The organism is Pseudomonas sp. H3_E07 (genome assembly GCF_054668895.1).
In genome coordinates, this window is the sequence record NZ_CP162795.1 from 3,428,727 (window position 1) to 3,455,636 (window position 26,910).

Here is a 26,910-nt window from a genome sequence, read left to right on the forward strand (position 1 = left end):
ATAGAGGGATACGACAGTGCCACGTTCTCTGAAAAAAGGTCCTTTTATTGATCTTCACCTACTGAAGAAGATCGAAGTGGCGGCGGAAAAGAACGATCGCAAACCAGTTAAGACCTGGTCGCGTCGTTCGATGATCCTGCCACAAATGGTCGGTCTGACCATCGCTGTACACAACGGTCGCTTGCACGTCCCAGTTCTCGTGAACGAAGACATGGTCGGCCACAAACTAGGCGAGTTTGCCGGTACCCGCACTTATCGTGGGCACGTGGCAGACAAGAAAGCCAAGCGTTAAGGGGTAAGGAAATGGAAGTAGCCGCTAAGTTGTCGGGCGCTCGAATCTCCGCCCAGAAAGCCCGCTTGGTCGCCGACCAGATCCGCGGGAAGAAGGTGGGCGAAGCGCTCAACCTGTTGGCTTTCAGCAGTAAGAAAGCCGCCGAGATCATGAAGAAAGTGCTGGAGTCGGCCGTAGCCAACGCCGAGCATAACGAAGGCGCAGACGTTGATGACCTGAAGGTCAGTACCGTTTTCGTCAACGAAGGGCGTTCGCTGAAGCGCATCATGCCACGTGCCAAAGGCCGTGCTGATCGCATCGTCAAGCGGTCTTGCCATATCACTGTCAAGGTTGCTGACAAGTAACGGAGTCGAAGAGATGGGTCAGAAAGTACATCCCATTGGCATTCGCCTGGGAATCGTCAAGGAGCACACCTCCGTCTGGTACGCAGACGGTCGGACTTATGCGGACTATTTGTTCGCTGATCTGAAGGTGCGTGAGTATCTCCAAGACAAACTAAAAAGCGCGTCCGTAAGCCGTATCGATATCCATCGTCCGGCCCAAACTGCACGTATCACCATCCACACCGCTCGTCCAGGTATCGTTATCGGGAAGAAAGGTGAAGATGTTGAGAAACTGCGTCAGGACCTGACCAAGCAAATGGGTGTGCCTGTGCACATCAATATCGAAGAGATCCGCAAGCCGGAGCTCGACGGTATGCTGGTTGCGCAGAGCGTAGCTCAGCAGCTGGAGCGTCGCGTAATGTTCCGTCGCGCTATGAAGCGCGCTGTACAGAACGCCATGCGCATTGGTGCCAAAGGCATCAAAATCCAAGTGAGCGGTCGTCTCGGCGGTGCTGAAATCGCACGTACTGAATGGTATCGCGAAGGTCGTGTGCCACTGCACACCCTGCGTGCCGACATCGACTATGCCAACTACGAAGCTCACACCACTTACGGTGTGATCGGTGTAAAGGTTTGGATCTTCAAAGGCGAAGTAATTGGTGGTCGCCAAGAAGAACTGAAACCACAAGCACCAGCGCCTCGTAAAAAAGCTGCTAAGTAAGGGGTACGCCAAATGTTGCAACCTAAGCGTACGAAGTTCCGCAAGCAGATGACAGGCCACAACCGTGGTCTGGCTCAGCGCGGTAGCAAAGTCAGCTTCGGCGAGTTCGCGCTGAAGTCTGTAGCTCGTGGTCGTCTCACCGCTCGTCAGATCGAGTCAGCGCGTCGTGCTCTGACCCGTCACGTAAAACGTGGCGGCAAGATCTGGATCCGTGTATTCCCGGACAAGCCGATCTCCAAAAAACCTCTCGAGGTTCGGATGGGTAAAGGTAAGGGTAACGTGGAATACTGGGTAGCCCAGATTCAGCCAGGCAAAGTCCTGTATGAAATCGAGGGTGTTTCTGAAGAGCTGGCGCGTGAGGCTTTCGCCCTGGCTGCTGCAAAGCTGCCGCTCGCCACCTCCTTTGTTAAACGGACGGTGATGTGATGAAAGCGAATGAACTTCGTGAAAAATCCGCACAGCAGCTGAACGAGCAACTGCTCGGCCTGCTGCGCGACCAGTTCAATCTGCGTATGCAGAAAGCAACTGGCCAGTTGGGGCAGTCTCATCTGCTCTCGCAAGTTAAGCGTGACATCGCTCGCGTGAAGACTGTGCTCAACCAGCAGGCAGGTAAGTGATCATGGCTGAAGCCGAAAAGACTGTCCGTACGCTGACTGGCCGTGTTGTCAGCGACAAGATGGACAAAACCATCACCGTTTTGATCGAGCGTCGCGTTAAGCACCCGATCTACGGTAAATACGTTAAGCGTTCGACTAAGCTGCACGCGCACGACGAAACCAATCAGTGCCACATCGGCGACAAAGTCACTATTCGTGAAACTCGTCCGCTGGCCAAGACCAAGTCTTGGGCACTGGTTGATGTTCTCGAACGCGCTGTGGAAGTCTAAGGACTAGGGGTCGGAGAAATTATATGATTCAGACTCAATCCATGCTCGATGTGGCCGATAACAGCGGCGCTCGCCGTGTTATGTGCATCAAGGTGCTGGGTGGCTCCCATCGTCGTTACGCTGGTATCGGTGACATCATCAAAGTTACCGTCAAGGAAGCAATTCCTCGCGGTAAAGTGAAAAAAGGCCAAGTGATGACTGCTGTTGTAGTCCGCACTCGTCACGGCGTACGTCGTGCTGATGGCTCCATTATCCGCTTTGATGGCAACGCTGCTGTTCTTCTGAACAACAAGCAAGAGCCGATCGGCACCCGTATCTTTGGGCCAGTGACCCGTGAACTTCGTACTGAGAAGTTCATGAAGATCGTCTCGCTCGCCCCAGAAGTGCTGTAAGGAGATCCGACATGCAAAAGATTCGTCGTGACGACGAGATCATCGTGATCGCCGGCAAAGACAAAGGTAAGCGCGGTAAGGTGCTTAAGGTTCTCGCTAATAACCGTCTGGTTATCGGTGGTCTGAACCTGGTCAAGCGTCATACCAAGCCTAACCCGATGTCGGGCGTGCAGGGCGGTATCGTCGAGAAAGAAGCTCCGCTGGACGCTTCTAACGTCGCCATCTTCAACGGCGAAACCAACAAGGCTGACCGCGTTGGTTTCAAAGTAGAAGACGGTAAGAAAATTCGTGTCTTCAAGTCGACCCAAAAAGCGGTTGATGCTTGAACACTGCTAGGTAGATTAGACCATGGCACGACTACAAGAGATTTACCGGAAGGAAATCGCCCCTAAGCTTAAGGAAGAACTTAAGCTTGGGAACGTGATGGAAGTTCCGCGCGTTACCAAAATCACCCTGAACATGGGTCTGGGCGAAGCGATCGGTGACAAAAAAGTCATCGAGCACGCTGTTGCTGACCTGGAAAAGATCACCGGCCAGAAAGTCGTTGTGACCTACGCTCGGAAATCCATCGCTGGCTTTAAAGTCCGTGAAGGTTGGCCGATCGGCGTCAAAGTGACCCTGCGCCGTGAGCGTATGTACGAATTCCTGGATCGTCTGCTGTCGATCTCCCTGCCTCGGGTCCGCGACTTCCGCGGCCTGAATGCCAAGTCCTTCGATGGTCGTGGTAACTACAGCATGGGCGTGAAAGAGCAGATCATCTTCCCGGAAATCGACTACGACAAGATCGATGCTCTCCGCGGTCTGGACATCACCCTGACCACCACTGCCAAGAACGATGATGAAGGTCGCGCCCTGTTGCGTGCTTTCAAATTCCCGTTCCGCAACTGATTGGAGTAGGACCATGGCCAAGATGAGCATGAAAAACCGCGAGCTGAAGCGTCAGCTCACGGTTGCCAAGTACGCCAAGAAGCGTGCAGCACTGAAAGCAATCATCGTTGATCTGAACGCAAGTCCAGAAGCGCGTTGGGAAGCTACAGTTGCTCTGCAGAAGCAGCCACGTGACGCAAGCGCTTCGCGCATGCGTAACCGCTGCCGCCTGACCGGTCGTCCACACGGCGTTTACCGCAAGTTCGGCCTCGGCCGTAACAAACTGCGTGAAGCGGCAATGCGTGGTGACGTACCAGGTCTGGTTAAAGCCAGCTGGTAAGTACTTTCAACGTCCAGGGGGTCAATGTCGCAAGATACTGACCGCCGGTGACCTTGAATCTGGAACAAGCCCCTTTTGGGGCTTGTTTCATTTCTGGAGTGTGTCTAAAATACGCGGCTCGCCTGAGCCCGTGTTTTTTACCCGGAGATTCTCGGCGACATATGTAGCCGCAAGGCTAATTTTTTTGTATTAGGAGCGTCTAGCCCATGAGTATGCAGGACCCGTTAGCGGACATGCTAACTCGTATCCGTAATGCCCAGATGGCTGAAAAGTCCGTCGTAAGCATGCCATCTTCCAAGTTGAAGGTAGCTGTTGCCAAAGTCCTGAAAGACGAAGGCTACATTGCGGGTTATCAGATCAGCAGCGATGTTAAAGCTCTGCTGTCCATCGAGCTGAAGTACTTCGAAGGCCGTTCGGTCATCGAGGAAGTGAAGCGCGTTAGCCGTCCAGGCCTGCGTCAGTACAAGTCCGCTGAAGATCTGCCGAAAGTTCGTGGCGGTCTGGGCGTGTCTATCGTCTCCACCAACAAAGGTGTGATGACGGATCGTGCTGCGCGCGCTGCCGGTGTCGGCGGCGAAGTTCTTTGCACTGTGTTCTAAGGGGGGATAAGCATGTCTCGCGTCGCTAAGAACCCCGTTAAGCTGCCAGCCGGTGTCGAAGTCAAATTCGCAGGCCAACAGCTTTCGGTGAAGGGTGCCAAGGGTACTCTTGAACTGAACATCCATTCGTCCGTTGAGATCGTTGAAGAAGCTGGTGAGCTGCGTTTCGCTGCTCGCAATGGCGATCAACAAACTCGCGCAATGGCCGGTACCACGCGTGCGTTGGTAAACAACATGGTCCAAGGCGTAAGCCAAGGCTTCGAGCGTAAGCTCCAGCTGGTCGGTGTTGGTTACAAAGCGCAAGCAAAAGGCACGGTTTTGAACCTGGCCCTTGGCTTCTCGCACCCTGTGGATTACGAACTGCCAGCGGGCATCACTGCTGAGACCCCTAGCCAGACCGATATCCTGATCAAGGGCATCGATAAGCAGCTGGTAGGTCAAGTGGCCGCTGAGATCCGCGACTTCCGTCCACCAGAGCCGTACAAAGGCAAAGGTGTGCGCTACGCGGACGAAGTCGTCCGTCGTAAAGAAGCCAAGAAGAAGTAGGGCATAGCAAATGACCGACAAAAAAGTTACTCGACTGCGTCGCGCTCGCAAAGCACGCCTGAAAATGCACGAACTCGAAGTCGTGCGTCTCTGCGTGTTCCGCTCGTCGCAGCACATCTACGCCCAGGTCATCTCGGCCGACGGCAACAAAGTCCTGGCAAGCGCCTCGACTTTGGATAAAGAACTGCGTGATGGTGCCACCGGCAACATCGACGCGGCCACAAAGGTTGGCCAGCTGGTCGCTACGCGTGCTAAGGCCGCTGGCGTCTCGCAAGTGGCTTTCGACCGCTCTGGCTTCAAGTACCACGGTCGCGTGAAAGCGCTGGCTGATGCTGCTCGTGAAGCTGGGCTGGAGTTCTAAGTTATGTCAAATAACGACCAAAAGCGCGACGAAGGCTACATTGAGAAGCTGGTTCAAGTTAACCGCGTAGCCAAAACCGTTAAAGGCGGCCGTATCTTCACTTTCACCGCGTTGACCGTGGTTGGTGATGGTAAGGGCCGTGTTGGCTTCGGCCGTGGCAAGTCGCGTGAAGTGCCTGCTGCGATCCAGAAGGCAATGGAAGCTGCTCGTCGCAACATGATCCAAGTTGATCTGAACGGCACCACTCTGCAGTACGCAATGAAGTCCGCGCATGGCGCTTCGAAGGTGTACATGCAGCCTGCTTCTGAAGGTACCGGTATCATCGCTGGCGGCGCTATGCGTGCTGTTCTCGAAGTTGCTGGCGTTCAGAACGTTCTGGCCAAGTGCTACGGCTCGACTAACCCGGTAAACGTGGTTCACGCCACTTTCAAAGGTTTGAAAGCTATGCAATCTCCTGAGTCCATCGCTGCCAAGCGTGGCCTGACTGTCAAGGAGATCTTCTGATCATGGCTACCGTTAAAGTAACGCTGATCAAAAGCATGACCGGCCGCATCCCTAACCACAAACTGTGTGTTAAAGGTCTGGGTCTGCGTCGCATCGGTCACACTGTAGAAGTCCAGGATACTCCCGAGAATCGCGGGATGATCAACAAGGCTTACTACATGCTGCGTGTAGAGGGTTAATCGATGAAACTCAATGATCTGAGTCCAGCGCCGGGTTCCCGTCGCGAAAAGCATCGTCCGGGCCGTGGTATCGGTAGCGGTTTGGGTAAGACTGGTGGCCGTGGCCACAAAGGTCAAACCTCCCGCTCCGGTGGCACCATCGCTCCAGGCTTTGAAGGCGGTCAACAGCCGCTGCATCGTCGCCTGCCTAAGTTCGGTTTCGTATCCCTGAAGGCCATGGACCGCGCAGAAGTGCGTCTGTCCGAGCTGGCTAAAGTGGAAGGCGACATCGTTACTGTGCAGACCCTGAAAGATGCCAACGTGATCAACGTCAACGTACAGCGTGTGAAAATCATGCTGTCCGGTGAAGTGACTCGCGCTGTCACTATCGGCAAGGGAATCGGCGCCACCAAAGGTGCGCGTTCGGCTATCGAAGCAGCTGGCGGCAAGTTCGAGGAATAAATGGCTAAGCAAGGTGCTCTCTCAGCGCTCGGCAAAGGCGGTATGTCTGAACTTTGGGCTCGTCTGCGTTTTCTGTTCCTGGCGATTATCGTCTACCGAATAGGCGCACACATCCCGGTTCCAGGTATCAACCCGGACCGACTCGCAGACCTGTTTCGACAGAATGAGGGGACCATTCTTAGCTTGTTCAACATGTTTTCCGGCGGCGCGCTGGAACGGATGAGCATTTTTGCATTGGGGATCATGCCGTACATTTCGGCATCGATCATCATGCAACTGATGACCGCCGTCAGCCCGCAGCTGGAGCAGTTGAAGAAGGAAGGTGAAGCTGGCCGTCGCAAGATTAGCCAGTACACCCGCTACGGCACTGTCGTTCTCGCCTTGGTCCAAGCTATCGGCATGTCCGTTGGTCTGGCCGGGCAGGGCGTTGCGTTCACTGGTGACTTTGGCTTCCATTTCGTCGCGGTATCCACATTTGTGGCTGGTGCGATGTTCATGATGTGGCTGGGTGAGCAGATTACTGAGCGTGGTGTTGGCAACGGTATCTCGATGTTGATTTTCGCAGGTATCGTCGCCGGTCTTCCGAGAGCGATTGGGCAGTCTTTCGAGTCTGCACGTCAGGGTGATATCAACATTTTCGCCTTGGTTGCCATCGGTTTGCTGGCAGTAGCGATTATCGGTTTTGTGGTGTTCATTGAGCGTGGCCAGCGTCGTATTGCTGTTCACTACGCCAAGCGTCAGCAGGGCCGCAAGGTTTTTGCTGCGCAGACCAGCCACTTGCCGCTGAAAGTGAATATGGCCGGTGTAATTCCGGCAATTTTCGCGAGCAGCATTTTGCTGTTTCCGGCTTCGTTGGGTACCTGGTTTGGTCAGTCCGAAAATATGGGCTGGCTGCAGGACCTCTCTCAGTCGATCGCTCCTGGTCAGCCGTTGAATATTCTGCTGTTTAGTGCAGGGATTATTTTCTTCTGCTTCTTCTATACGGCGTTGATGTTCAATCCGAAAGACGTAGCGGAAAACCTGAAGAAGTCCGGTGCCTTTATTCCGGGCATCCGTCCAGGTGAGCAGTCTGCACGCTACATTGATGGTGTTCTGACTCGTTTGACCCTGTTCGGTGCTCTATATATGACGGCCGTGTGCTTGTTGCCCCAGTTCCTGGTGGTTGCAGCAAACGTTCCGTTCTACCTTGGCGGGACCTCGTTGCTGATCGTGGTCGTGGTTGTGATGGACTTCATGTCCCAAGTACAATCGCACCTCGTTTCGCACCAGTACGAATCCCTGATGAAGAAAGCCAACCTGAAGGGCTACGGCAGCGGCATGTTGCGCTGAGTACCCCATAAGGTTCGAGGAGTTGGTGATGAAAGTTCGTGCATCGGTGAAAAAGCTGTGCCGTAACTGCAAGATTATTCGCCGCGAAGGTGTTGTTCGAGTAATTTGCAGCGCGGAACCGCGTCACAAACAGCGCCAAGGCTGAGTGTGATCCGCTTGAAGCCCGGCAGCTAGTGCGCTGCCGGGTTGATTATTTGTTATTACAGCGATATTATCTCGCGCCCTATTTCTTGGCTTCCGGGGCGTAGGTAGCTGTCAATTGGAGTCCCACTGAATGGCCCGTATTGCAGGCGTTAACATTCCAGATAACAAGCACACTGTTATCTCGCTGACCTACATCTATGGTGTTGGTCGCACTACTGCGCAGAAAATTTGCGCAGTTGCTGGGGTAAACCCAGCCGCTAAGATCAAGGATCTGAGCGACGAGCAGATTGAACAGCTGCGTGGCGAAGTGGCGAAGTTCACCACTGAAGGTGACCTGCGTCGCGAAATCAACATGAAAATCAAGCGTTTGATGGACCTCGGTTGCTATCGCGGTCTGCGTCATCGTCGTGGTCTTCCAGTACGCGGTCAGCGTACCAAGACTAACGCGCGTACCCGTAAAGGTCCGCGTAAGCCGATCCGCAAGTAATCGCCCCAGCGAATCGACAGGAAAATTATCATGGCAAAACCTGCTGCTCGTCCTCGTAAAAAAGTTAAAAAGACAGTGGTTGATGGCATCGCCCACATCCATGCTTCTTTTAACAACACCATCGTGACCATCACCGACCGTCAAGGTAACGCGCTTTCTTGGGCTACCTCCGGTGGTTCGGGTTTCCGCGGTTCCCGCAAGTCCACCCCGTTTGCTGCTCAAGTAGCTGCTGAACGTGCTGGTCAAGCTGCGCTGGAATACGGCCTGAAAAACCTCGACGTTAACGTCAAAGGTCCAGGTCCAGGTCGTGAGTCTGCTGTCCGTGCTTTGAACGGCTGTGGCTATAAGATCGCCAGCATCACCGACGTGACGCCAATCCCGCACAACGGGTGCCGTCCGCCGAAGAAGCGCCGCGTGTAATCCAGGAGATTGTAAAGAATGGCTCGTTACATTGGTCCAAAATGCAAACTCGCTCGTCGCGAAGGCACCGATCTCTTCCTGAAGAGCGGCGTGCGCGCGATCGAATCGAAGTGCAACATTGAAGCAGCACCTGGTATCCACGGCCAACGCCGCGGTCGCCAGTCCGATTACGGCACCCAACTGCGTGAAAAGCAGAAGGTCCGTCGTATCTACGGCGTTCTCGAGCGTCAGTTCAGCGGCTACTACAAAGAAGCTGCTGGCAAGAAAGGTGCAACCGGTGAAAACCTGCTGCAACTGCTCGAATGCCGTCTGGACAACGTTGTATACCGTATGGGCTTTGGTTCTACTCGTGCCGAATCCCGTCAGCTGGTATCGCACAAGTCGATCAGCGTTAACGGTCAGACCGTAAACGTTCCGTCCTACCAGGTTCGTGCTGGTGACGTGGTCGCAGTTCGCGAGAAAGCAAAAAACCAACTTCGCATTGTCCAAGCTCTCGATCTGTGTGCCCAACGTGGCCGCGTAGAATGGGTAGAAGTAGACACTGAGAAGAAGTCGGGCGTTTTCAAGAACGTTCCTGCTCGCAGTGATCTGTCCGCCGACATCAACGAAAGCCTGATTGTCGAGCTCTACTCCAAGTAAGGGCTAGAAAATAGGTGCATCCATGCAGATTTCGGTAAATGAGTTCCTGACACCCCGCCACATTGATGTGCAGGTTGTCAGTCCAACCCGCGCCAAAATTACTCTCGAGCCTCTCGAGCGTGGTTTTGGCCACACCCTGGGCAACGCGCTGCGCCGCATCCTGTTGTCCTCAATGCCCGGCTGTGCAGTAGTCGAGGCCGAGATTGACGGTGTGCTCCACGAGTACAGCGCCATCGAAGGTGTACAGGAAGACGTAATTGAAATCCTGTTGAACCTTAAAGGTCTGGCTATCAAGCTGCACGGCCGTGACGAAGTTACGCTGACCTTGTCGAAGAAGGGTTCGGGGGTGGTTACCGCTGCCGATATTCAGCTGGATCATGATGTCGAGATCGTTAACCCCGATCACGTAATCGCTAACCTGGCGTCTAACGGCGCCCTGAACATGAAGCTCACCGTAGCTCGTGGTCGTGGTTATGAACCGGCCGACTCGCGTCAGAGCGATGAAGACGAAAGCCGCAGCATTGGTCGCTTGCAGCTTGACTCTTCGTTCAGCCCGGTTCGCCGTATCGCATACGTGGTTGAAAACGCCCGTGTCGAACAGCGTACTAACCTGGACAAGCTGGTTATTGATCTGGAAACCAACGGTACTCTGGATCCTGAAGAGGCTATCCGCCGCGCTGCAACCATTCTGCAACAGCAGTTGGCTGCGTTCGTCGACCTCAAAGGTGACAGCGAACCAGTGGTAATCGAGCAGGAAGACGAGATCGATCCGATCCTGCTTCGCCCGGTTGACGATCTGGAACTGACTGTACGTTCGGCTAACTGCCTTAAGGCGGAAAACATTTACTACATCGGCGACCTGATTCAGCGTACCGAAGTAGAACTGTTGAAGACTCCGAACCTGGGCAAGAAATCCTTGACTGAAATCAAGGACGTTCTGGCCTCCCGCGGTCTGTCCCTCGGCATGCGCCTCGACAACTGGCCGCCTGCAAGTCTTAAGAAGGACGACAAGGCGACTGCCTGATCGTCGTAATCACCGAACGTGAGTTTGGTAAGGAATGAACCATGCGTCATCGTAAAAGTGGTCGTCACCTGAGCCGTACCAGCTCGCACCGCAAGGCCATGTTCCAAAACATGGCGGTGTCGCTGTTCGAGCACGAGCTGATCAAAACTACACTGCCGAAAGCTAAAGAACTGCGTCGCGTTGCTGAGCCGCTGATCACTTTGGCCAAGACAGACAGCCTGGCTAACCGCCGTCTGGCTTTCGACCGTACTCGTTCGAAAGCTATCGTTGGTAAGCTCTTCAACGACCTGGGCAAGCGTTACGCTACCCGTGAGGGTGGCTACCTGCGCATCCTCAAGTGCGGTTTCCGCGCTGGCGACAACGCGCCTATGGCGTACGTCGAGTTGGTTGATCGTGCTACTGCCGGCGAAGCTGTAAGCGCCGAGTAAGACGACAAGCTGTAACGAAGAACCGGGCCTAGTGCCCGGTTTTTTGTGCGCGTAATAAAAGCGCGATGCGTACAAGCTTCCGGGGGTTTGGCTTGGCACTATGACGTTTAGGGAGTTTGGTAGTTATTCTCTATCGATGCCTACAATTTAATGAATTTGTAGACGTCATATTGATGATCAATACTTCCTCCAAGCCGATTAGCCGGCAGTTCCAAGTCCGACCTGAGGGAAATTGAGCATGAGCCAGAACAAAATCCTTACTACCGCCAGCGGCGCGCCCGTTGCGGATAACCAGAATTCCCGATCCGCCGGCCCGCGCGGTCCGCTGCTGCTCGACGATTTTCACCTGATCGAGAAGCTCGCTCACTTCAACCGTGAAAACATTCCTGAGCGTCGTGTGCATGCGAAGGGGTCGGGTGCCTACGGTACTTTCACGGTCACCCAAGACATCACTCAGTACACCAGCGCCAAGCTGTTCGAGTCGGTTGGCAAGCAAACCCCTACCTTCCTGCGGTTTTCCACCGTAGGGGGGGAGCGCGGTTCGGCTGATACCGAGCGCGACCCACGTGGTTTCGCCTTGAAGTTCTACACTGAAGAAGGCAACTGGGACATCGTGGGTAACAACACCCCCGTGTTTTTCATCCGCGATCCGTTGAAGTTCCCGGACTTCATCCACACCCAAAAACGCCTGCCGCAAAGCAACCTGAAAAGCGCGCAGATGATGTGGGATTTCTGGTCGCACTCCCCAGAGGCACTGCACCAGGTCACCATCCTGTTTTCGGACCGTGGTATTCCTGACGGCTACCGCCACATGCACGGCTTCGGCAGCCACACCTATAGCCTGATCAACGCCAAGGGTGAGCGTCACTGGGTTAAGTGGCACTACAAAACCAAGCAAGGCATCAAGAACCTGGCGCCGGCCGAAGCGGCACGCCTGGCGGGTACCGACCCTGATTACGCCCAGCGCGATCTGTTCGGTGCGATCGAACGGGGTGACTTCCCGAAATGGCGTGTCTGCATCCAGATCATGACCGAGGCTCAGGCCAACGCTCATTACGAAAATCCTTTTGATGTGACCAAAACCTGGTCGCAGAAGGAGTTTCCGCTGATCGAAGTCGGAGAACTGGAGCTTAATCGCAACCCACAAAACTACTTCGCTGAAGTGGAACAGGCTGCGTTCGGGCCTAGCAACATGGTTCCAGGTGTAGGCCTGTCGCCAGACCGTATGTTGCAAGGCCGTGTGTTCGCGTATGCAGATGCCCACCGCTACCGTGTTGGCACCAACCACCAGCAACTGCCGGTGAACGCCCCACGTAGCCCGGTGAACAGCTACCAGCGCGATGGTTCGATGGCATTCGGCAGCAACGGTGGCGCAGCGCCCAACTACGAGCCGAACAGCTACGCCGATGCGCCGAAACAAGCCCCTCAATACGCTGAGCCTGCTTTGGCCTTGAGCGGTGCGGCAGATCGTTACGATCACCGGGAAGACACTGACTACTACAGCCACGCCGGTGCGCTGTTCCGCCTGATGAACGATGAGCAGAAAGCCTTGCTCACCAGCAATATCGCCGGAGCAATGGGCGGCGTTTCCAGTGATGTGGTCCAGCGTCAATTGCAGCACTTCTACAAGGCAGATCCTGCTTATGGAGAAGCAATCGCAAAGGCACTGGGTGTATCGCTTAACTAACTCTAAACGATAAGCAGAACCGCCCTCATTTGGGCGGTTTTTGCGTTATTTCAGCTACTTTTCTCCGGAAATCTTCACTTTTCTGCCGTTGGTCCCGTGACCTTCAGGTCATCATGGTTCAAACTACAGACTTTCAAGCAGGGAGATGTAGGGCGATGCAAGGTCACCCCGACGTAATCGATTACCTCAACACGTTGCTGACGGGCGAACTGGCGGCTCGTGACCAATATTTCATCCACTCGCGTATGTACGAAGACTGGGGCTTTACCGAGCTCTACGAGCGTATCAACCATGAGATGGAAGAAGAGGCACAGCACGCCGACGCACTGATGCGCCGTATCCTCATGCTCGAAGGCACGCCGCGTATGCGTCCCGATGATCTGGACGTGGGCACAACCGTACCTGACATGCTCGCTGCCGACCTGCGCCTCGAGTACAAGGTCCGTGCCGCGCTCTGCAAAGGCATCGAACTCTGCGAGCAGCACAACGACTATGTCACCCGGGAAATCCTGCGGGTGCAGTTGAATGACACCGAAGAAGATCACACCTACTGGCTTGAAAAGCAGTTGGGCCTGATCAAGCTGATCGGCCTGGAGAATTACCTGCAATCGCAGTTCTGATTTCCGGCTACAAAAAAGCCCCTGTCACCGCAAGGTGACAGGGGCTTTTCATTGGGCCTGAAAAGGTCAGGCCCGGTCGCGTTCCAGCAACGGCTTCAGGTAGTAACCGGTATGCGACTGCGGCATTTCGGAGACCTGCTCCGGCGTGCCTACGGCAATGATCTGGCCACCCTTGGAACCGCCTTCCGGCCCCAGGTCCACCAGCCAATCGGCCGTCTTGATCACATCAAGGTTGTGCTCGATTACCACCACGGTGTTGCCGTGGTCGCGCAGGCGGTGCAGCACGTCCAGCAATTGCTGTATATCCGCGAAGTGCAGGCCCGTGGTCGGCTCATCGAGGATATACAGGGTCTTGCCGGTATCGCGTTTTGACAGCTCGCGAGACAACTTCACCCGCTGCGCCTCACCACCTGACAGCGTGGTCGCCGACTGACCCAGCTTGATATACGACAAACCCACGTCCATCAGCGTCTGCAGTTTGCGCGCCAACGCCGGAACTGCGTCGAAGAACACCCGCGCTTCCTCGATGGTCATCTCCAGGGTTTCGTGGATGCTCTTGCCCTTGTACTTGATCTCCAGGGTCTCGCGGTTGTAGCGCTTGCTTTTGCACACATCGCACGGCACGTAGATGTCCGGCAGGAAGTGCATTTCCACCTTGATCAAGCCGTCGCCCTGGCACGCTTCGCAGCGTCCGCCCTTGACGTTGAACGAGAACCGACCCGGCCCGTAACCCCGTGAGCGGGATTCCGGAACACCGGCAAACAGTTCACGAATGGGCGTGAACAAACCGGTGTAGGTCGCCGGGTTGGAACGTGGCGTCCGGCCAATCGGGCTTTGGTCGATGTCGACCACCTTATCCAGGTGTTCCAGGCCTTTGATGCTGTCGTGCGCCGCCGCTTCCAAGGTGGTCGCGCCGTTCAGGGCAGTGGCACTCAAGGGAAACAACGTGTTGTTTATGAGCGTCGATTTACCTGAGCCGGAAACACCGGTCACGCATGTCAGCAAACCAATTGGAATTTCCAAGTCGACATTGCGCAAGTTGTTACCGCGTGCGCCCTTGAGGTGCAGCGCCAGCTTCTTGTTACGCGGTGTGCGTTTGGCCGGCACTTCGATCTTGACGCGGCCAGACAAGTATTTGCCGGTCAGCGAGTCCGGGTGAGCCATGACTTCGGCCGGGGTGCCTTCAGCGACAATATGTCCGCCATGCACACCGGCGCCCGGGCCGATATCAACCACGTAATCCGCCAGGCGAATCGCGTCTTCATCGTGTTCGACCACAATCACCGTGTTGCCGATATCCCGCAGGTGTTTCAACGTACCCAGCAGGCGATCGTTGTCGCGCTGGTGCAGGCCAATCGACGGTTCGTCGAGGATGTACAACACACCCACAAGGCCGGCGCCGATCTGGCTGGCCAGGCGGATGCGCTGTGCTTCACCGCCGGACAAGGTATCGGCGCTGCGGTCCAGAGAGAGGTAATCCAGGCCAACGTTGACCAGGAACTGCAACCGCTCGCGAATCTCCTTGAGGATCTTGTCGGCGATTTCTCCACGGCGGCCGGTCAGCTTGAGTACGCCAAAGTATTCGCAGGCATCACCGATCGGCAGGTTGGTCACCGCCGGCAATGTTTTCTCGCCCACCCACACATGCCGCGCCTCACGACGCAGGCGAGTGCCGCGGCAATCCGGGCAAGGTTGTGTGCTGAGGAATTTCGCCAGTTCTTCGCGCACGCTGGCCGATTCTGTCTCGCGGTAGCGACGCTCCAGGTTCGGCACGATGCCTTCGAACGGGTGCGAGCGCTTGACGATATCGCCACGGTCGTTCAGGTACTTGAAGTCGACGTTCTGCGAACCACTGCCGTGCAAGATGACCTTCTGCTGGTCCGCCGGCAGTTGGTTGAACGGTACCTCCAGGCTGAATTTGTAATGCGACGCCAACGACCCCAGCATCTGGAAGTAGTAAACGTTGCGCCGATCCCAGCCGCGTATCGCCCCCTCCGCCAGCGTCATGTCACCGTTGACCAGGCGCTTGATGTCGAAGAACTGCTTCACCCCCAGGCCATCACAGGTCGGGCAGGCGCCGGCCGGGTTGTTGAAGGAGAACAGCTTGGGTTCAAGCTCGCTGATGGCGTGGCCGCAGATCGGGCAGGCAAAGCGCGCGGAGAAGATGATCTCTTCGCCCGGCTCGTCGTCCATCGGCGCCACGAGTGCAATGCCGTCGGCCAGCTTCAACGCGGTTTCGAAGGATTCCGCCAGGCGCTGCTGCAGATCGGCGCGCACTTTGAAACGGTCAACGACCACATCGATCGAGTGCTTCTTCTGCTTGTCGAGCTTCGGCGCCTCGTCCAGCTCATAGAGCTTGCCGTTGATGCGTGCACGTACAAAACCTTGCGCCCGCAGCTCTTCGAAGACGGAAAGGTGTTCACCCTTGCGCTCACGGATCACCGGTGCCAGCAGCATCAGCTTGGCGCCTTCCGGCTGGGCCAGCACCAGGTCGACCATCTGGCTGACTGTCTGGGCTTCCAGGGGAATGTCGTGGTCCGGGCAACGCGGAATACCCACACGTGCATACAGCAGGCGCAGGTAGTCGTAGATTTCGGTGATGGTGCCCACGGTGGAGCGCGGGTTATGGGAGGTCGACTTCTGTTCGATGGAGATCGCCGGCGACAGGCCTTCAATGGTGTCGACGTCGGGCTTTTCCATCATCGACAGGAACTGGCGGGCATAGGCCGACAGCGATTCCACATAGCGACGCTGGCCTTCGGCATACAGCGTGTCGAACGCCAGGGACGATTTGCCGGACCCGGACAAACCGGTGATGACGATCAGTTTGTCCCGGGGCAGGGTCAGGTCGATGTTCTTCAGGTTGTGGGTTCTAGCCCCACGAATCAGGATCTTGTCCAAGATGGCCTCGCACGGCGGGCGTAAATAATGCCGGAGTATACGGCTAAAGACTGGATGAATATACACTGTCAAAAGGCCGCTTGCAGCCTTAGATGAAAGCTGCGCGGCAAAGCGCCGCATATACCCTCTCAATCGATGGGACTGGTAGAATCGCCGCCGGTTCACATGAGGTTTTTCCATGCACGATCCCCACAGCGAGCGCATGAGTAGCGGCGAGACCCGAGCGGCAAGCGGTCTGGCCCTGGTGTTCGCCTTCCGTATGCTGGGCATGTTTATGGTGTTGCCGGTGCTGGCGACCTATGGAATGGATCTCGCCGGCGCGACCCCCGCATTGATTGGCCTGGCCATTGGCGCGTATGGCCTGACCCAGGCCATTTTCCAGATCCCGTTCGGGATCATTTCCGACCGTATTGGCCGTCGCCCGGTGATCTACCTCGGGCTGATCGTGTTTGCCCTCGGCAGTGTGCTGGCGGCCCAGTCCGACTCCATATGGGGCGTGATTGCCGGGCGTATCCTGCAAGGCGCCGGCGCGATTTCCGCGGCCGTGATGGCCTTGCTGTCGGACCTGACCCGCGAACAACACCGCACCAAGGCCATGGCCATGATCGGCATGACCATCGGTCTGTCGTTTGCCGTGGCCATGGTCGTCGGCCCTTTGCTGACCCGCGCGTTCGGCCTGCACGGACTGTTCCTCGCCACCGGCGGCATGGCGCTGTTCGGCATCGTGATCGTGGCCTTTATGGTGCCGCGCTCCACCGGCACGTTGCAGCATCGCGAATCGGGTGTCGCGCGCAAGGCACTCTTGCCGACACTCAAGCACCCCGACCTGCTGCGCCTGGATTTAGGTATCTTCGTATTACACGCCATGCTGATGTGCAGCTTCGTTGCCTTGCCCCTGGCACTGGTGGAAAAAGCCGGTCTGCCCAAGGAACAGCACTGGTGGGTCTACCTGACAGCGCTGCTGATTTCATTCTTCGCCATGATTCCGTTCATCATTTATGGCGAGAAAAAACGCAAAATGAAACTAATCCTGCTCGGTGCCGTCACGACGCTGATGCTCACTGAGCTATTCTTCTGGCAGTTCGGCGACAGCCTGCGGGCGCTGGTAATCGGCACGGTGGTGTTCTTCACTGCGTTCAACCTGCTGGAGGCGTCACTGCCTTCGCTGATCAGTAAAGTTTCACCGGCCGGTGGCAAGGGCACGGCGATGGGGGTGTATTCCACCAGCCAGTTCCTCGGTTCTGCACTGGGCGGCATCATGGGGGGCTGGATGTTCCAGCATGGCGGTTTGTCGGTTGTCTTCCTCGGATGCGCCGGGCTGGCTGCACTTTGGCTGGCCTTTGCTGTTACCATGCGCGAACCTCCCTACGTCACAAGTTTGCGTTTGCCGCTATCGCCTGAGGCGATCCGTGAAAGCGGCCTGGTAGAGCGCCTTAAGGCCGTCGTAGGGGTAACAGATGCAGTCGTGGTCGCGGAAGAGGCGGCCATTTACATCAAATTGGACACCGAATTATTGGATCGCGCGACGCTCGAGCAACTGGTCAACCCAGTGCCGACAGCGCGCCCAGCCTAGGAGAACGTTATGGCCCGTGGGGTTAACAAAGTCATATTGGTCGGTACATGCGGCCAGGATCCCGAAGTTCGCTACTTGCCTAACGGTAACGCCGTGACCAACCTGAGTCTGGCGACCAGCGAACAGTGGACCGACAAGCAGACTGGCCAGAAGGTCGAGAAAACCGAATGGCACCGCGTGTCGATGTTCGGCAAGGTTGCCGAGATCGCTGGTGAGTACCTGCGCAAAGGTTCGCAGGTCTACATCGAAGGCAAACTGCAGACCCGCGAGTGGGAAAAAGACGGCATCAAGCGTTACACCACTGAAATCGTGGTCGACATGCAAGGCACCATGCAACTGCTGGGCGGCCGTCCGCAGGGCGACCAACAAGGCCAGGGCGGCATGTCCAACTCGGCACCGCGTCCACAGCAGTCCCGTCCGCAGCCAAGCCAGCAGCCACAGCGTGAGTCGCGCCCAGCGCCACAACAGGCTGCCCCGCAACCGGCTCCGGATTTCGACAGCTTTGATGACGATATTCCGTTCTGACGGACGACTTCGCGTCAGTATCCATCAAACCCCTGGGGCCCATGACTCAGGGGTTTTTTATTGGGTGGGATACAGGCCTTGGCCATGAGGCTATCGAATCCAATCATCCACGGAGCGTCGTTTGGCTTTCTTGCCTGTCAGCAAGATGGGTTTTCCCCAGTCGAACAATGATGTGGATATCCGATGTTTCTTGCCTTTGAACACGGTGCTGAGCATGGCCCGGATATTCTCCAGCAAGGGAGGTTCAAGGTCCGCCTGAAGGGGGTAGCCCTGCGGGTAGTTTCGCCGTTCGACCCAATACACGATGCGAGAAGTGATGAACAGGGAGAGCATCATCGCGCCCATCGTGAACGGCAGCGTCAAGTACGGCGGGAGGCTCTCGGGCTTGTTCCAGATGACGTCCAGGCCGTAGTCCCGTAGCAGAAGCGCGCCCGCGATGAAGAACCCCGGCAACGTATTGAAGATGAGCAGCAAGCAGGTCAACATCGATAAGCGTTCGAGGAACGGTGCCCTGACTTCCTCCGCCGTATGATCAATCGGACTGTCCTGCCCGATGATTCGCCCTATAACCTTGACTTCGGTCATGGCGTTGCCCGTCACGAAGATGGGCACAATCAGGTACTCACCGGGGTTTATGCAGTCAAAGTCGATGCGTATTGTCGTCGGGCTTGTAATCGTTGCCGCACAGTCGGTCTGGTCTTCGAAAGGGACGGTCTTGGCGCTCACCAGGGTGCAGTCATCGCCGACCTGTATCTGGAGTGGCGCCGATGGCGTCAGGTCCGATTGCACGACCGGTTGATTGCCTTTGTTCCAGATCAGCATGCCGATCACGTACACGCCTCTGTGCTGATTGCCTTCTTCATCACATATGCGAAACGGCAGTTCTTTCGGTATCTCAGCCACGATGCCCCTGAGCAGCAGGCGCGCCTCCAGGCGTTTATGGGGGAGGCTGGGCTTTCGGCCGAACAGCGTGGTGATCAAACGAACAAGTGCAGTAACCGGGGAGAGAAATTCTCCGAGTGTCATATAGGCCTCCCATCCCTAGGCAAAAAACGAGGTATGTCATCTTCAACGTGTCGTGACTATAAACGCTTTGTACCGGGGAGGCTGTTTTCGGCAAAGCGGACCAGGCGTGCAGCACTCGGTATTTGTCCTCGAGGCTCACACGATTTAGGCTGGCGCCAACGTCAACAAGATGGAAAGCCGCGATGACCTGGTCTGCCAAGCAATACACACTGTTCGAACAACAGCGCACCCGTCCCGTCCGTGACTTGGTCGCGGCCATTCCGAATGCCGAGGTGCGCAACGCCGTGGATCTGGGCTGCGGCCCCGGTAACTCCACCGAAGTGCTGGCCGAGCGTTTTCCGCAAGCCCATGTCACCGGCATGGACAGCTCCGACGACATGCTGGTGGACGCCCGCAAACGGCTGCCGGCACTGAGCTTCGAACTGGCGGATATAGGTGACTGGAAACCTGTGCAAGCCTTCGATGTGATCCTGGCCAACGCGTCCCTGCAATGGTTACCGGATCACGCCATGCTTTACCCGCACCTGGCCCGCCAACTGACGCCCGGTGGCACGCTGGCGGTGCAAACCCCGGACAACCTCGATGAGCCTGCCCACCGGCTTGCCCGCGACGTCGCGGCCGATGGTCCTTGGTCGGCCAAGATCGGCGCGGTCAAACACAACCAGCGTCATACCGCGAGCTACTACTACGAACTGATGAGCAAGCATTGCAGTACCGTCGATGTGTGGCGCACCACGTATCAGCACCCGTTGGCGGACCACGCGGCGGTGGTGGAGTGGTTCAAAGCATCGGCGCTCAGACCGTTCCTTGCGCCTTTGACCGACGGCGAGAAAGCCGCCTTCCTGCAGGAATACCAGGCGCGGATTACCCAGGCCTATCCAGCCCTGGCGGATGGCACCGTGTTGCTGCCGTTTCCGCGCCTGTTCATCATCGCGACCCGCTGACGCTAAGACGACAAGTGGCGGTCAAGCCGCCGCCGCTTGCGCTTTCAAGTACTCATCTGCCGACACCACACCCGCATAACCAAAGGCCAGCGACGCCATGTACGCCCCATGCACCTGCGCCGCCGGAATCACCTGGCCATTGAACTCCAGGTCCCGTGTCGCGCACGCGTCATGAATCACCGTGACCTTGTAGCCCAGGTCCGCCGCCGCCCGTACCACGCCGTCGATGCACATGTGGCTCATGCTGCCAACCACTACCAGGTCTGTGATGGTGCGTTGTTCCAGCAGTGCGCGCAGGTTGGTTTCGCGAAACGCATTCACAAAGTGTTTAAGCACCACCGGCTCACTGCCTTCGTTCAGCACCTTGGAATGCAGATGCGCCCCTTCGGAGCCTGGCGTGAAGAACGGCGCGTCATCGGACGTGAACTCATGGCGCACATGAATCACCGCATCGCCTGCCTGGCGAAACGCCTGCAGTACTTGCGCGGCCTTGTCTGCCGCGGCGTCCACGCCGTCGAGTGGCCACTTGCCTTGGGGGAAGTAGTCGTTCTGGATATCGATTAGGATGAGCGCTTGCTTGGCCATGTTGTGTTGCCTCGTGATGGGTTGATGGGCCCAGTATCATAGCTGGCGCCCGCACCGGGGATTGGCTGCGCCGACAATAACAGGGGGAAAACTGACAATGGTGGTCGTCGAGCTGGGCGTGTTGATCTACCAAGGTGCGCAGTTGGCCGCCGTGCATGGCTTGACCGACCTGTTCGGCGTGGCCAACCGCATCGCCGCCGAACATCAATCCGCGCAATTGCCCTTGCTGCGGGTCAGCCATTGGCAGGTGGATGTTACCGGTAAACCGGCGCGCGTATTCAGCAGTCACCCTGGCCCCGAGCAACCGATGATGGCCGTGCTGGTGCCGCCGTCGATTGGTGAATTCACCGAAGACCAGGCGCCCCTCGCGCTGTTGGAGTGGATTCGCCAGCAACACGCGGCGGGTACGGTGTTGGGCGGTGTGTGCATTGGCTCGATCATGCTGGCGCGCAGTGGGTTGCTTGACGGACGTAGTGCCACCACCCATTGGTCTTCTGCCAAATCTTTCGCCGCCCGTTACCCGGCGGTGCGCCTGGAGGCGGATAAGCCCATCGTCGATGACGGCGACCTGATCACCACTGCCGGCTTGATGGCCTGGTCCGAACTCGGCCTGCGCCTGGTCGACCGCCTGATGGGCCCAAGTATCGCGGCCGATACCGCGCGTTTCCTGGTGATCGAACACAGCGACAGTGCCAGCCAATGCGGCAGTAACTTTGCGCCGATTCTCGGCCACGGCGACACGGCCATCCTCAAGGTTCAGCACTGGTTGCAGGCCAGCGGCGCGGTGGATGTTTCCCTGGCCGCGATGGCCCGGGAAGCCGGTTTGGAAGAGCGCACCTTCCTACGGCGCTTTCGCAACGCCACGGGTTTGAAACCCACCGAATACTGTCAGCACTTGCGCGTGGGCAAGGCGCGGCAGATGCTGGAATTCACTAACGGTACCATCGACCATATCGCCTGGACTGTGGGTTACCAGGATCCGAGTGCCTTTCGCGCCACCTTCAAGAAGATCACCGGCTTGGCGCCCAGCGATTACCGCAGCCGTTTCGGCGTGTGAATCGTGCAGAACGCCGCCGCATCAGAAGGGCGTCGTGCAGAAAAGAGCAGGCCAACTGCCATCGGTTTTTCAGCAACTGGTTGATTTGAAAGTATTCCTGCCCGAGAGCGCCTTGGCCTGATCTCTGCAACGTTCTGTATACACACATGGCGGGATGGCCAAGGGGGACGCATGACCCCGATTCAACGCAAGAAGCTGGTAGTCGCTCACTCCACACGTGAGGGCGCACCGATGCATGAGGTCGAAACCAACCGCGCTTTGGCGCGCTGGCTGGCGCAGATCCTCGGGCTCAAGTTCGGTGGCAGTTATGACGCTGATCTGCACGCGGGGCTGGCGCTGTACCTGCTGCCCACACAAACCCTGGTTGGCCCGGCTCAGGCGCGAGCGCTCAATATCAAGGGGCCGCAGGATTTGTGGGGCGGGTACGTTGACCACGATTTCATCTGCACCAAAGCTATCAGCCATGGTTTGCTCGGCCCTGAAGCCAAAGCGCCCGAAGGTTGGTCGGCACTGTTCTGCGAGCGTGTCCGAAAAGTCGTGCTGGACGGCTTGAGCGTTTTCGCACTGGAAGACGCGCGCCCAGCCGCCACGCGCTTGCTCTACAGTGGACCCATCCGTTTGAAACCCGTGCACGCCTGCGCGGGCCGAGGGCAGGAAGTTATCCACAGCCTGGATGAATTCGAAGCGGTGCTGGCGCGACCTGATGCCGCGAAACGCTTTAGCGAAGGCGTGGTGCTGGAGCAAGACCTGCACGACGTGGTCACCCACAGCGTCGGCCAGAGCTTTATCGGTGATTACGTGTTCAGCTACTGCGGCGAGCAATACCTGACGCAAGACGGGCAGGGCGAAGACGTTTACGGTGGCTCCAACCTGCTGGTGGTGCCGGGTTACTACGAAGACCTGTTACAGCTCCAACTGCCCGACGACGTACGCGAAGCCATCGAACAAGCCCAGGTCTTCGATACGGCTGCCGATGAAGCCTACCCTGGCTTCTATGCATCGCGGCGCAACTATGACATTGCCCAGGGTCTCGACAGCGACGGCCAGCGCCGCAGTGGTGTGCTCGAACAATCCTGGCGGATGGGTGGGGCCAGCAGCGCGGAAGTCGCGGCGCTACAAAGTTTTATCAACAACCCTGGCCTGCGTGCGATCCATGTGTCCTCCGTGGAAACCTATGTGGACCAACCGTTGCCGGCCGATGCCATCGAGGTGTATCGCGGCCCGGCGGAAAACAGCGAGTTTCTTCTCAAGTACGTGACGGTTAAATCTTATGACGGCTAGAAGCGAAAGCATTGCGATCGATATTGACGACGAACAGATGAGCGGCACCTTCCTGAGCCCCAAATCCAAAGTGCCCGGCGTGTTGTTTGTGCACGGTTGGGGCGGTAGCCAGGAGCGAGACCTTGAGCGCGCCAAAGGCATCGCCGGCTTGGGCTGTGTCTGCCTGACCTTCGACCTGCGCGGGCACGCTGGCACGGGCATTCCATTGTCGCGCGTCACCCGCGAAGACAACCTGCGCGACCTGCTGGCGGCCTATGACCGGCTGTTGGCGCACCCGGCCATCGACACCTCGGCGGTCGCGGTGGTGGGCACCAGTTACGGTGGCTACCTCGCGGCGATTCTCACCTCACTGCGCCCGGTGCGCTGGCTGGCGCTGCGCGTGCCGGCGCTGTACCGCGATCATGAGTGGCTCAAGCCCAAGCGTGATCTGGACAAGGCCGACCTGATGGATTACCGCAGCACCTTGGTCCACGCCGAAACCAATCGCGCCTTGCACGCGTGTTCGGCGTTTACCGGGGATGTCTTGATCGTTGAGTCGGAAACCGATGACCACGTGCCCCACGCCACCATCATGAGTTACCGCGCGGCGTGCCAGCAGACTCACTCCCTGACCCATCGCATCATCGACGGCGCCGACCATTCCCTCAGCGATCCGGTGTCCCAGCAAGCGTACACCTCAATCCTGGTGGACTGGATCACCGAGATGGTGGTGGGCGAGCGGTTGAGCATCATCCAATCCCAGTAAGCGTTCAGGCGGGTGTTTTTTTCACCCGCAACGCCTTTGCCTTCGCCTCCACGCCCAGATACATCACCAGCGCAATCAGCAGCGGCACAATAAAGTAGATGGCCCGATACGCAATCAACCCGGCCAGTAAGCTGCCCCGCGACGCTTCATGCTGCAACAGCGCAATAAAGACCGCTTCGAGTACACCCAGCCCGGCCGGAATATGGGTGAGCACCCCGGCAATCGCGCTGATCAACAACACGCCCAGCACCAGCGGATAGTCCAGCTTGGCCGGCAACAGGGTGAAGATCACCGCGGCCATCAGCGACCAATTCAACGCGCCCAGCATCAACTGCAGGCACGCCATGCGCACCGATGGCAAATTGATTTCCATGCCGCGAATTGTCCACGCGCGTTTCTTCGAAAACTGGCAGGCCAGTAGATAGCCGAGGCTGGCCAGTACCAACAATGCGCCAATGCCTTGCAATGCCGTGGTGCTGACTTTCCATCCCGGCGGCATGGTCACCAGGCCGCTGCTGAACACCACCCCGGCAATCGCCATGTAGCCAAACCAATTGGTGGCCAGGCTCAGACCGAGGATCTTGGCGATATTGCTGGTGCTCACCCCTAGTCGCGAATACAGCCGATAACGCATGGCAATGCCGCCGACCCACGCGCTCAGATTGAGGTTGAAGGCGTAGCTGATGATGCCCACCGGCAGGATCTGCTTCCACACCAGGTTCTGACGGATGTAGGTGCGGCCGATCAAGTCGAAGCTGGCGTACACCAGAAAACTGCACAGTGTCAGTGCACCTGCAATCACCAGTGTGCGCACCTTGAAGTCGCCCAGGGTTTGCACCACTTCGCTCCAATCGATACGCCGCGCGAGCAGGGTGAACAACACGATCAGCACCAGGAAGAAGGCGATGGTCAGCGGTTTCTTCCAGCGTTTGAACCTGGATTCAGTGGTCATTGGCCTGGCTCTCAATCGGTTTCAAACGTGGCTTGTGCGCCGGCAGCCAACCCGTCAACGCAGGGAAATGGCGCATCACATGAAACACCAGAAAACCCACCGTCAATCGCCAGAGCCACAGGCGCGGCTTGCGGTTTTCCGGCATGGTCTGGCAGTGGTCGCGGGCGAGTATCTCCAGGCGTTTGTAGAGCTGTTGATTGAATCCGCGGTCGCGAATCAATACGTTGGCTTCCAGGTTCAGCGACAGGCTCAACGGGTCCAGATTGCTCGACCCCACGGTGCTCCATTCGTCATCCACCAACGCGACTTTGCCGTGCAGCGGGCGCTGGCAATATTCGTGGATCACCACGCCATCCTTGAGCAGGTAGTCGTAGAGCATCCGCGCCGCCAGTTTGGCCAGCAGGACGTCTGGCTGGCCCTGCATGATCAGTTGCACGTGCACGCCCCGGCGCGCGGCGTTGCGGATTTCGCGCAGCAGGCGATAGCCTGGGAAGAAGTAGGCGTTGGCAATCACCGCGCGTTTTTGTGCCTTGCTCAGCGCGTGGATATACGCCTCTTCGATGTCATCGCGATGCTGTACGTTGTCCCGATAAATCAGGCGCACCAGGCCATCGCCCTTGTCGGTGGACCACAACGAAGGCCGCTGCTGGCGCCGCCGCCAGCCACGTCGCGTGCGGACCTGGCGACCGCTTTGCGCCAGGGCGAAGTGATGCAGGTCAGCCACGGCGGGGCCTATTACCTGCACCGCGTAATCCTGCTTGGCTTCGGGGCCGAAATCCCCCAGATGATCGGCGGAGAAATTGATCCCGCCGATAAACGCCACTTCAGCGTCCACCACCACAATCTTGCGGTGCAGGCGGCGAAACCAATTGGTGCGAAAACCCAGGGTCTTGGATGCCGGGTCAAACATTTGCACCGTGACCCCGGCGGCCGCCAGTTCGCCGAGAAACGTTGGGCTCAGTTCGCCACAACCAAAACCGTCCAGGCTGACCACTACCTTGACCCCACGCTCTGCGGCCTCGATCAAGATGCCCTGCAGCTCATGGCCTACCTTGTCTTCGAAGAGGATGAAGGTCTCCAGCAGAATCTCCCGTCGGGCCGCGCGCAGGGCTTCGAACACCTTGGGAAAATAGGCCTCGCCGTTCTCCAGCAACTCAATCTGGTTGCCACTCTGCCAGCCGTAATCCAGGTCGCGAGCCTTGGCTTCGTCCGGCGGCTGGTCGGTGGAGATATGTTCCACGGCCACGTTCATAGCTCGATCTCCACCGAGAGCGGTACATGGTCGGACAGGTGGGACCAAGGCCGAGTCGTCAGCACCCTAGGGTTATGCACCTTCAGATTGCGCACATAAATCCGGTCCAGCGCCAGCAACGGCAGGCGCGCCGGGAAGGTGCGCGCAGGTTTGCCCATGGATTCAATAAACACCTCCTTCAAGCCGGCCTTGCTCAGGTCGGCCTTTTGTCGCCAATCGTTGAAATCACCGGCGACCACCAGCGGCGCGTCGGCCGGGATCTCGCTGATGCGCTGTTCGATCAGGCGTAATTGCTGCTGGCGGTGTACCTCGCGCAAGCCCAGGTGGATGCAAATCGCATGTATCTCCTGGCCGGTACCTGGCATACGCAGCACGCAATGCAGCAGGCCACGGTTTTCATGGCCGCTTTGGGAGATATCGAGGTTGTCATGGCGCACGATCTGGAATTTCGACAGCAGCGCATTGCCGTGGTCGCCATGGGGATAGACGGCATTGCGCCCGTAGGCGAACTGCGGCCAGATGCTGTCGGCGAGGAACTCGTACTGCGGCATGTTCGGCCAGTCACTGAAGCGCTTGGGGTGGCGTTCGTGGGTGCCGTGGATTTCCTGGAGGAACACCATGTCGGCGCCCACGCTGCGCACCGCTTCACGCAGCTCGGGCAGGATGAAACGTCGGTTCAGGGCAGTGAAGCCCTTGTGGATATTGACCGTCAGCACCGTGAAGCGAGTGATGGCGACGCTGGGGGTGATGGGCACCCAGTCGGGGATCGCAGCCATGATTGCTCCTGTGGAAGAAGTGGGGGCCTGGCCCCCTGTTTATGGCTGACTGTGATTTTTGGCT

At 57.5% G+C, this 26,910-nt stretch carries 37 protein-coding genes; 31 read left to right on the forward strand and 6 right to left on the reverse strand.

Annotated elements, in window-relative coordinates:
- Positions 1–16: 16 nt before the first annotated feature.
- The 25 genes from rpsS (at position 17) to bfr (ending at position 13,229) form a co-directional block, all read left to right on the forward strand.
- Positions 17–292 (forward strand): 30S ribosomal protein S19, encoded by a 276-nt coding sequence (gene rpsS, locus AB4O08_RS15615; RefSeq protein ID WP_003232420.1) that lies wholly within the window; start codon positions 17–19, stop codon positions 290–292.
- Positions 293–303: 11 nt separating this feature from the next.
- Complete coding sequence (gene rplV, locus AB4O08_RS15620; RefSeq protein ID WP_003103908.1) at positions 304–636, forward strand: 50S ribosomal protein L22; 333 nt, start codon at positions 304–306, stop codon at positions 634–636.
- A 13-nt stretch (positions 637–649) separates the two neighbouring features.
- A complete protein-coding gene (gene rpsC / locus AB4O08_RS15625) occupies positions 650–1,336 on the forward strand; it encodes a 30S ribosomal protein S3 (RefSeq protein WP_003176422.1) in 687 nt (228 codons plus the stop codon).
- A gap of 12 nt (positions 1,337–1,348) precedes the next feature.
- On the forward strand, positions 1,349–1,762 hold the full coding sequence (rplP, locus tag AB4O08_RS15630) for a 50S ribosomal protein L16 (protein WP_003176421.1): 414 nt from the start codon (positions 1,349–1,351) through the stop codon (positions 1,760–1,762).
- Complete coding sequence (gene rpmC, locus AB4O08_RS15635; protein WP_002555481.1) at positions 1,762–1,953, forward strand: 50S ribosomal protein L29; 192 nt, start codon at positions 1,762–1,764, stop codon at positions 1,951–1,953. The genes rplP and rpmC overlap by 1 nt, the downstream gene beginning before the upstream one ends.
- Positions 1,954–1,955: 2 nt before the next feature.
- A complete protein-coding gene (rpsQ, locus tag AB4O08_RS15640) occupies positions 1,956–2,222 on the forward strand; it encodes a 30S ribosomal protein S17 (RefSeq protein WP_003176419.1) in 267 nt (88 codons plus the stop codon).
- A 23-nt stretch (positions 2,223–2,245) separates the two neighbouring features.
- The gene (rplN, locus tag AB4O08_RS15645) at positions 2,246–2,614 is read left to right on the forward strand and encodes a 50S ribosomal protein L14 (RefSeq protein ID WP_002555479.1); all 369 of its coding nucleotides are present in this window, start codon (positions 2,246–2,248) and stop codon (positions 2,612–2,614) included.
- 11 nt (positions 2,615–2,625) lie between these two features.
- A complete protein-coding gene (rplX, locus tag AB4O08_RS15650) occupies positions 2,626–2,940 on the forward strand; it encodes a 50S ribosomal protein L24 (RefSeq protein WP_003176416.1) in 315 nt (104 codons plus the stop codon).
- Positions 2,941–2,962: 22 nt separating this feature from the next.
- Positions 2,963–3,502 carry a 50S ribosomal protein L5 gene (rplE, locus tag AB4O08_RS15655; protein ID WP_003194642.1) on the forward strand — a complete coding sequence of 180 codons (540 nt, stop codon included), beginning with the start codon at positions 2,963–2,965 and terminating at the stop codon, positions 3,500–3,502.
- A gap of 13 nt (positions 3,503–3,515) precedes the next feature.
- Positions 3,516–3,821 (forward strand): 30S ribosomal protein S14, encoded by a 306-nt coding sequence (gene rpsN / locus AB4O08_RS15660; protein WP_003176414.1) that lies wholly within the window; start codon positions 3,516–3,518, stop codon positions 3,819–3,821.
- 206 nt (positions 3,822–4,027) lie between these two features.
- A complete protein-coding gene (rpsH, locus tag AB4O08_RS15665) occupies positions 4,028–4,420 on the forward strand; it encodes a 30S ribosomal protein S8 (RefSeq protein WP_010206883.1) in 393 nt (130 codons plus the stop codon).
- A gap of 12 nt (positions 4,421–4,432) precedes the next feature.
- Positions 4,433–4,966: a 50S ribosomal protein L6 gene (gene rplF, locus AB4O08_RS15670; RefSeq protein WP_003194640.1), complete on the forward strand. Its 534-nt coding sequence runs from the start codon at positions 4,433–4,435 to the stop codon at positions 4,964–4,966.
- 10 nt (positions 4,967–4,976) lie between these two features.
- Entirely contained in the window at positions 4,977–5,327 is a 351-nt protein-coding gene (rplR, locus tag AB4O08_RS15675; protein WP_003186037.1) for a 50S ribosomal protein L18, read from the forward strand.
- A gap of 3 nt (positions 5,328–5,330) precedes the next feature.
- Positions 5,331–5,831 carry a 30S ribosomal protein S5 gene (rpsE, locus tag AB4O08_RS15680; RefSeq protein ID WP_003176409.1) on the forward strand — a complete coding sequence of 167 codons (501 nt, stop codon included), beginning with the start codon at positions 5,331–5,333 and terminating at the stop codon, positions 5,829–5,831.
- Positions 5,832–5,833: 2 nt separating this feature from the next.
- A complete protein-coding gene (gene rpmD / locus AB4O08_RS15685) occupies positions 5,834–6,010 on the forward strand; it encodes a 50S ribosomal protein L30 (RefSeq protein ID WP_003176408.1) in 177 nt (58 codons plus the stop codon).
- A 3-nt stretch (positions 6,011–6,013) separates the two neighbouring features.
- A complete protein-coding gene (gene rplO / locus AB4O08_RS15690) occupies positions 6,014–6,451 on the forward strand; it encodes a 50S ribosomal protein L15 (protein ID WP_003176407.1) in 438 nt (145 codons plus the stop codon).
- Positions 6,452–7,780 carry a preprotein translocase subunit SecY gene (gene secY, locus AB4O08_RS15695; protein ID WP_003194637.1) on the forward strand — a complete coding sequence of 443 codons (1,329 nt, stop codon included), beginning with the start codon at positions 6,452–6,454 and terminating at the stop codon, positions 7,778–7,780.
- A 28-nt stretch (positions 7,781–7,808) separates the two neighbouring features.
- A complete protein-coding gene (gene rpmJ, locus AB4O08_RS15700; RefSeq protein ID WP_002555468.1) occupies positions 7,809–7,925 on the forward strand; it encodes a 50S ribosomal protein L36 in 117 nt (38 codons plus the stop codon).
- Positions 7,926–8,054: 129 nt separating this feature from the next.
- Positions 8,055–8,411 (forward strand): 30S ribosomal protein S13, encoded by a 357-nt coding sequence (gene rpsM / locus AB4O08_RS15705; RefSeq protein ID WP_003194635.1) that lies wholly within the window; start codon positions 8,055–8,057, stop codon positions 8,409–8,411.
- Positions 8,412–8,441: 30 nt separating this feature from the next.
- The gene (gene rpsK / locus AB4O08_RS15710; RefSeq protein WP_002555466.1) at positions 8,442–8,831 is read left to right on the forward strand and encodes a 30S ribosomal protein S11; all 390 of its coding nucleotides are present in this window, start codon (positions 8,442–8,444) and stop codon (positions 8,829–8,831) included.
- Positions 8,832–8,849: 18 nt separating this feature from the next.
- Positions 8,850–9,470, forward strand: coding sequence for a 30S ribosomal protein S4 (gene rpsD / locus AB4O08_RS15715; protein WP_003176404.1), 621 nt, complete (start codon positions 8,850–8,852; stop codon positions 9,468–9,470).
- Between the two features lie 22 nt (positions 9,471–9,492).
- Complete coding sequence (locus AB4O08_RS15720; protein WP_003176403.1) at positions 9,493–10,494, forward strand: DNA-directed RNA polymerase subunit alpha; 1,002 nt, start codon at positions 9,493–9,495, stop codon at positions 10,492–10,494.
- A 41-nt stretch (positions 10,495–10,535) separates the two neighbouring features.
- Positions 10,536–10,922, forward strand: coding sequence for a 50S ribosomal protein L17 (gene rplQ / locus AB4O08_RS15725; RefSeq protein ID WP_003176402.1), 387 nt, complete (start codon positions 10,536–10,538; stop codon positions 10,920–10,922).
- Between the two features lie 238 nt (positions 10,923–11,160).
- Positions 11,161–12,609 carry a catalase gene (locus AB4O08_RS15730; protein ID WP_010206879.1) on the forward strand — a complete coding sequence of 483 codons (1,449 nt, stop codon included), beginning with the start codon at positions 11,161–11,163 and terminating at the stop codon, positions 12,607–12,609.
- A gap of 155 nt (positions 12,610–12,764) precedes the next feature.
- Complete coding sequence (gene bfr / locus AB4O08_RS15735) at positions 12,765–13,229, forward strand: bacterioferritin (protein WP_003176400.1); 465 nt, start codon at positions 12,765–12,767, stop codon at positions 13,227–13,229.
- A 66-nt stretch (positions 13,230–13,295) separates the two neighbouring features.
- Here bfr and uvrA read toward each other — a convergent pair whose 3' ends face one another.
- Complete coding sequence (gene uvrA, locus AB4O08_RS15740; protein WP_010206877.1) at positions 13,296–16,130, reverse strand: excinuclease ABC subunit UvrA; 2,835 nt, start codon at positions 16,128–16,130, stop codon at positions 13,296–13,298.
- A gap of 178 nt (positions 16,131–16,308) precedes the next feature.
- Between uvrA and AB4O08_RS15745 the strand changes: the two genes are divergently transcribed.
- Together AB4O08_RS15745 and AB4O08_RS15750 are read left to right on the forward strand one after the other, a co-directional pair.
- The gene (locus AB4O08_RS15745; protein WP_350488008.1) at positions 16,309–17,703 is read left to right on the forward strand and encodes an MFS transporter; all 1,395 of its coding nucleotides are present in this window, start codon (positions 16,309–16,311) and stop codon (positions 17,701–17,703) included.
- Between the two features lie 9 nt (positions 17,704–17,712).
- Complete coding sequence (locus tag AB4O08_RS15750; protein WP_003232445.1) at positions 17,713–18,228, forward strand: single-stranded DNA-binding protein; 516 nt, start codon at positions 17,713–17,715, stop codon at positions 18,226–18,228.
- 90 nt (positions 18,229–18,318) lie between these two features.
- On the opposite strand, the gene AB4O08_RS15755 is transcribed toward AB4O08_RS15750, so the two are convergent.
- Complete coding sequence (locus AB4O08_RS15755; protein ID WP_042570816.1) at positions 18,319–19,254, reverse strand: hypothetical protein; 936 nt, start codon at positions 19,252–19,254, stop codon at positions 18,319–18,321.
- 182 nt (positions 19,255–19,436) lie between these two features.
- On the opposite strand from AB4O08_RS15755, the gene tam reads away from it, so the two are divergent.
- A complete protein-coding gene (tam, locus tag AB4O08_RS15760) occupies positions 19,437–20,198 on the forward strand; it encodes a trans-aconitate 2-methyltransferase (RefSeq protein WP_460114208.1) in 762 nt (253 codons plus the stop codon).
- A 21-nt stretch (positions 20,199–20,219) separates the two neighbouring features.
- On the opposite strand, the gene AB4O08_RS15765 is transcribed toward tam, so the two are convergent.
- Positions 20,220–20,783 carry a cysteine hydrolase family protein gene (locus AB4O08_RS15765; protein ID WP_042570818.1) on the reverse strand — a complete coding sequence of 188 codons (564 nt, stop codon included), beginning with the start codon at positions 20,781–20,783 and terminating at the stop codon, positions 20,220–20,222.
- 97 nt (positions 20,784–20,880) lie between these two features.
- Between AB4O08_RS15765 and AB4O08_RS15770 the strand changes: the two genes are divergently transcribed.
- From AB4O08_RS15770 to AB4O08_RS15780, 3 genes are all read left to right on the forward strand, one after another.
- Positions 20,881–21,840: a GlxA family transcriptional regulator gene (locus AB4O08_RS15770; RefSeq protein ID WP_137206169.1), complete on the forward strand. Its 960-nt coding sequence runs from the start codon at positions 20,881–20,883 to the stop codon at positions 21,838–21,840.
- Positions 21,841–22,011: 171 nt separating this feature from the next.
- Positions 22,012–23,121, forward strand: a complete 1,110-nt coding sequence (locus AB4O08_RS15775) for a DUF3182 family protein (RefSeq protein ID WP_198581181.1) — start codon at positions 22,012–22,014, stop codon at positions 23,119–23,121.
- The gene (locus tag AB4O08_RS15780; protein ID WP_010206862.1) at positions 23,111–23,866 is read left to right on the forward strand and encodes an alpha/beta hydrolase family protein; all 756 of its coding nucleotides are present in this window, start codon (positions 23,111–23,113) and stop codon (positions 23,864–23,866) included. Before AB4O08_RS15775 ends, AB4O08_RS15780 begins: the two co-directional genes overlap by 11 nt.
- 4 nt (positions 23,867–23,870) lie before the next feature.
- Here AB4O08_RS15780 and AB4O08_RS15785 read toward each other — a convergent pair whose 3' ends face one another.
- From AB4O08_RS15785 to AB4O08_RS15795, 3 genes are read right to left on the reverse strand one after another with little or no spacing between them, the layout of a single operon-like run.
- Positions 23,871–24,818 (reverse strand): lysylphosphatidylglycerol synthase domain-containing protein, encoded by a 948-nt coding sequence (locus AB4O08_RS15785; protein ID WP_010206861.1) that lies wholly within the window; start codon positions 24,816–24,818, stop codon positions 23,871–23,873.
- Entirely contained in the window at positions 24,808–26,070 is a 1,263-nt protein-coding gene (clsB, locus tag AB4O08_RS15790) for a cardiolipin synthase ClsB (RefSeq protein WP_010206860.1), read from the reverse strand. Before clsB ends, AB4O08_RS15785 begins: the two co-directional genes overlap by 11 nt.
- A complete protein-coding gene (locus AB4O08_RS15795; protein ID WP_460114209.1) occupies positions 26,067–26,846 on the reverse strand; it encodes an endonuclease/exonuclease/phosphatase family protein in 780 nt (259 codons plus the stop codon). Before AB4O08_RS15795 ends, clsB begins: the two co-directional genes overlap by 4 nt.
- Between the last annotated feature and the right edge of the window lie 64 nt (positions 26,847–26,910).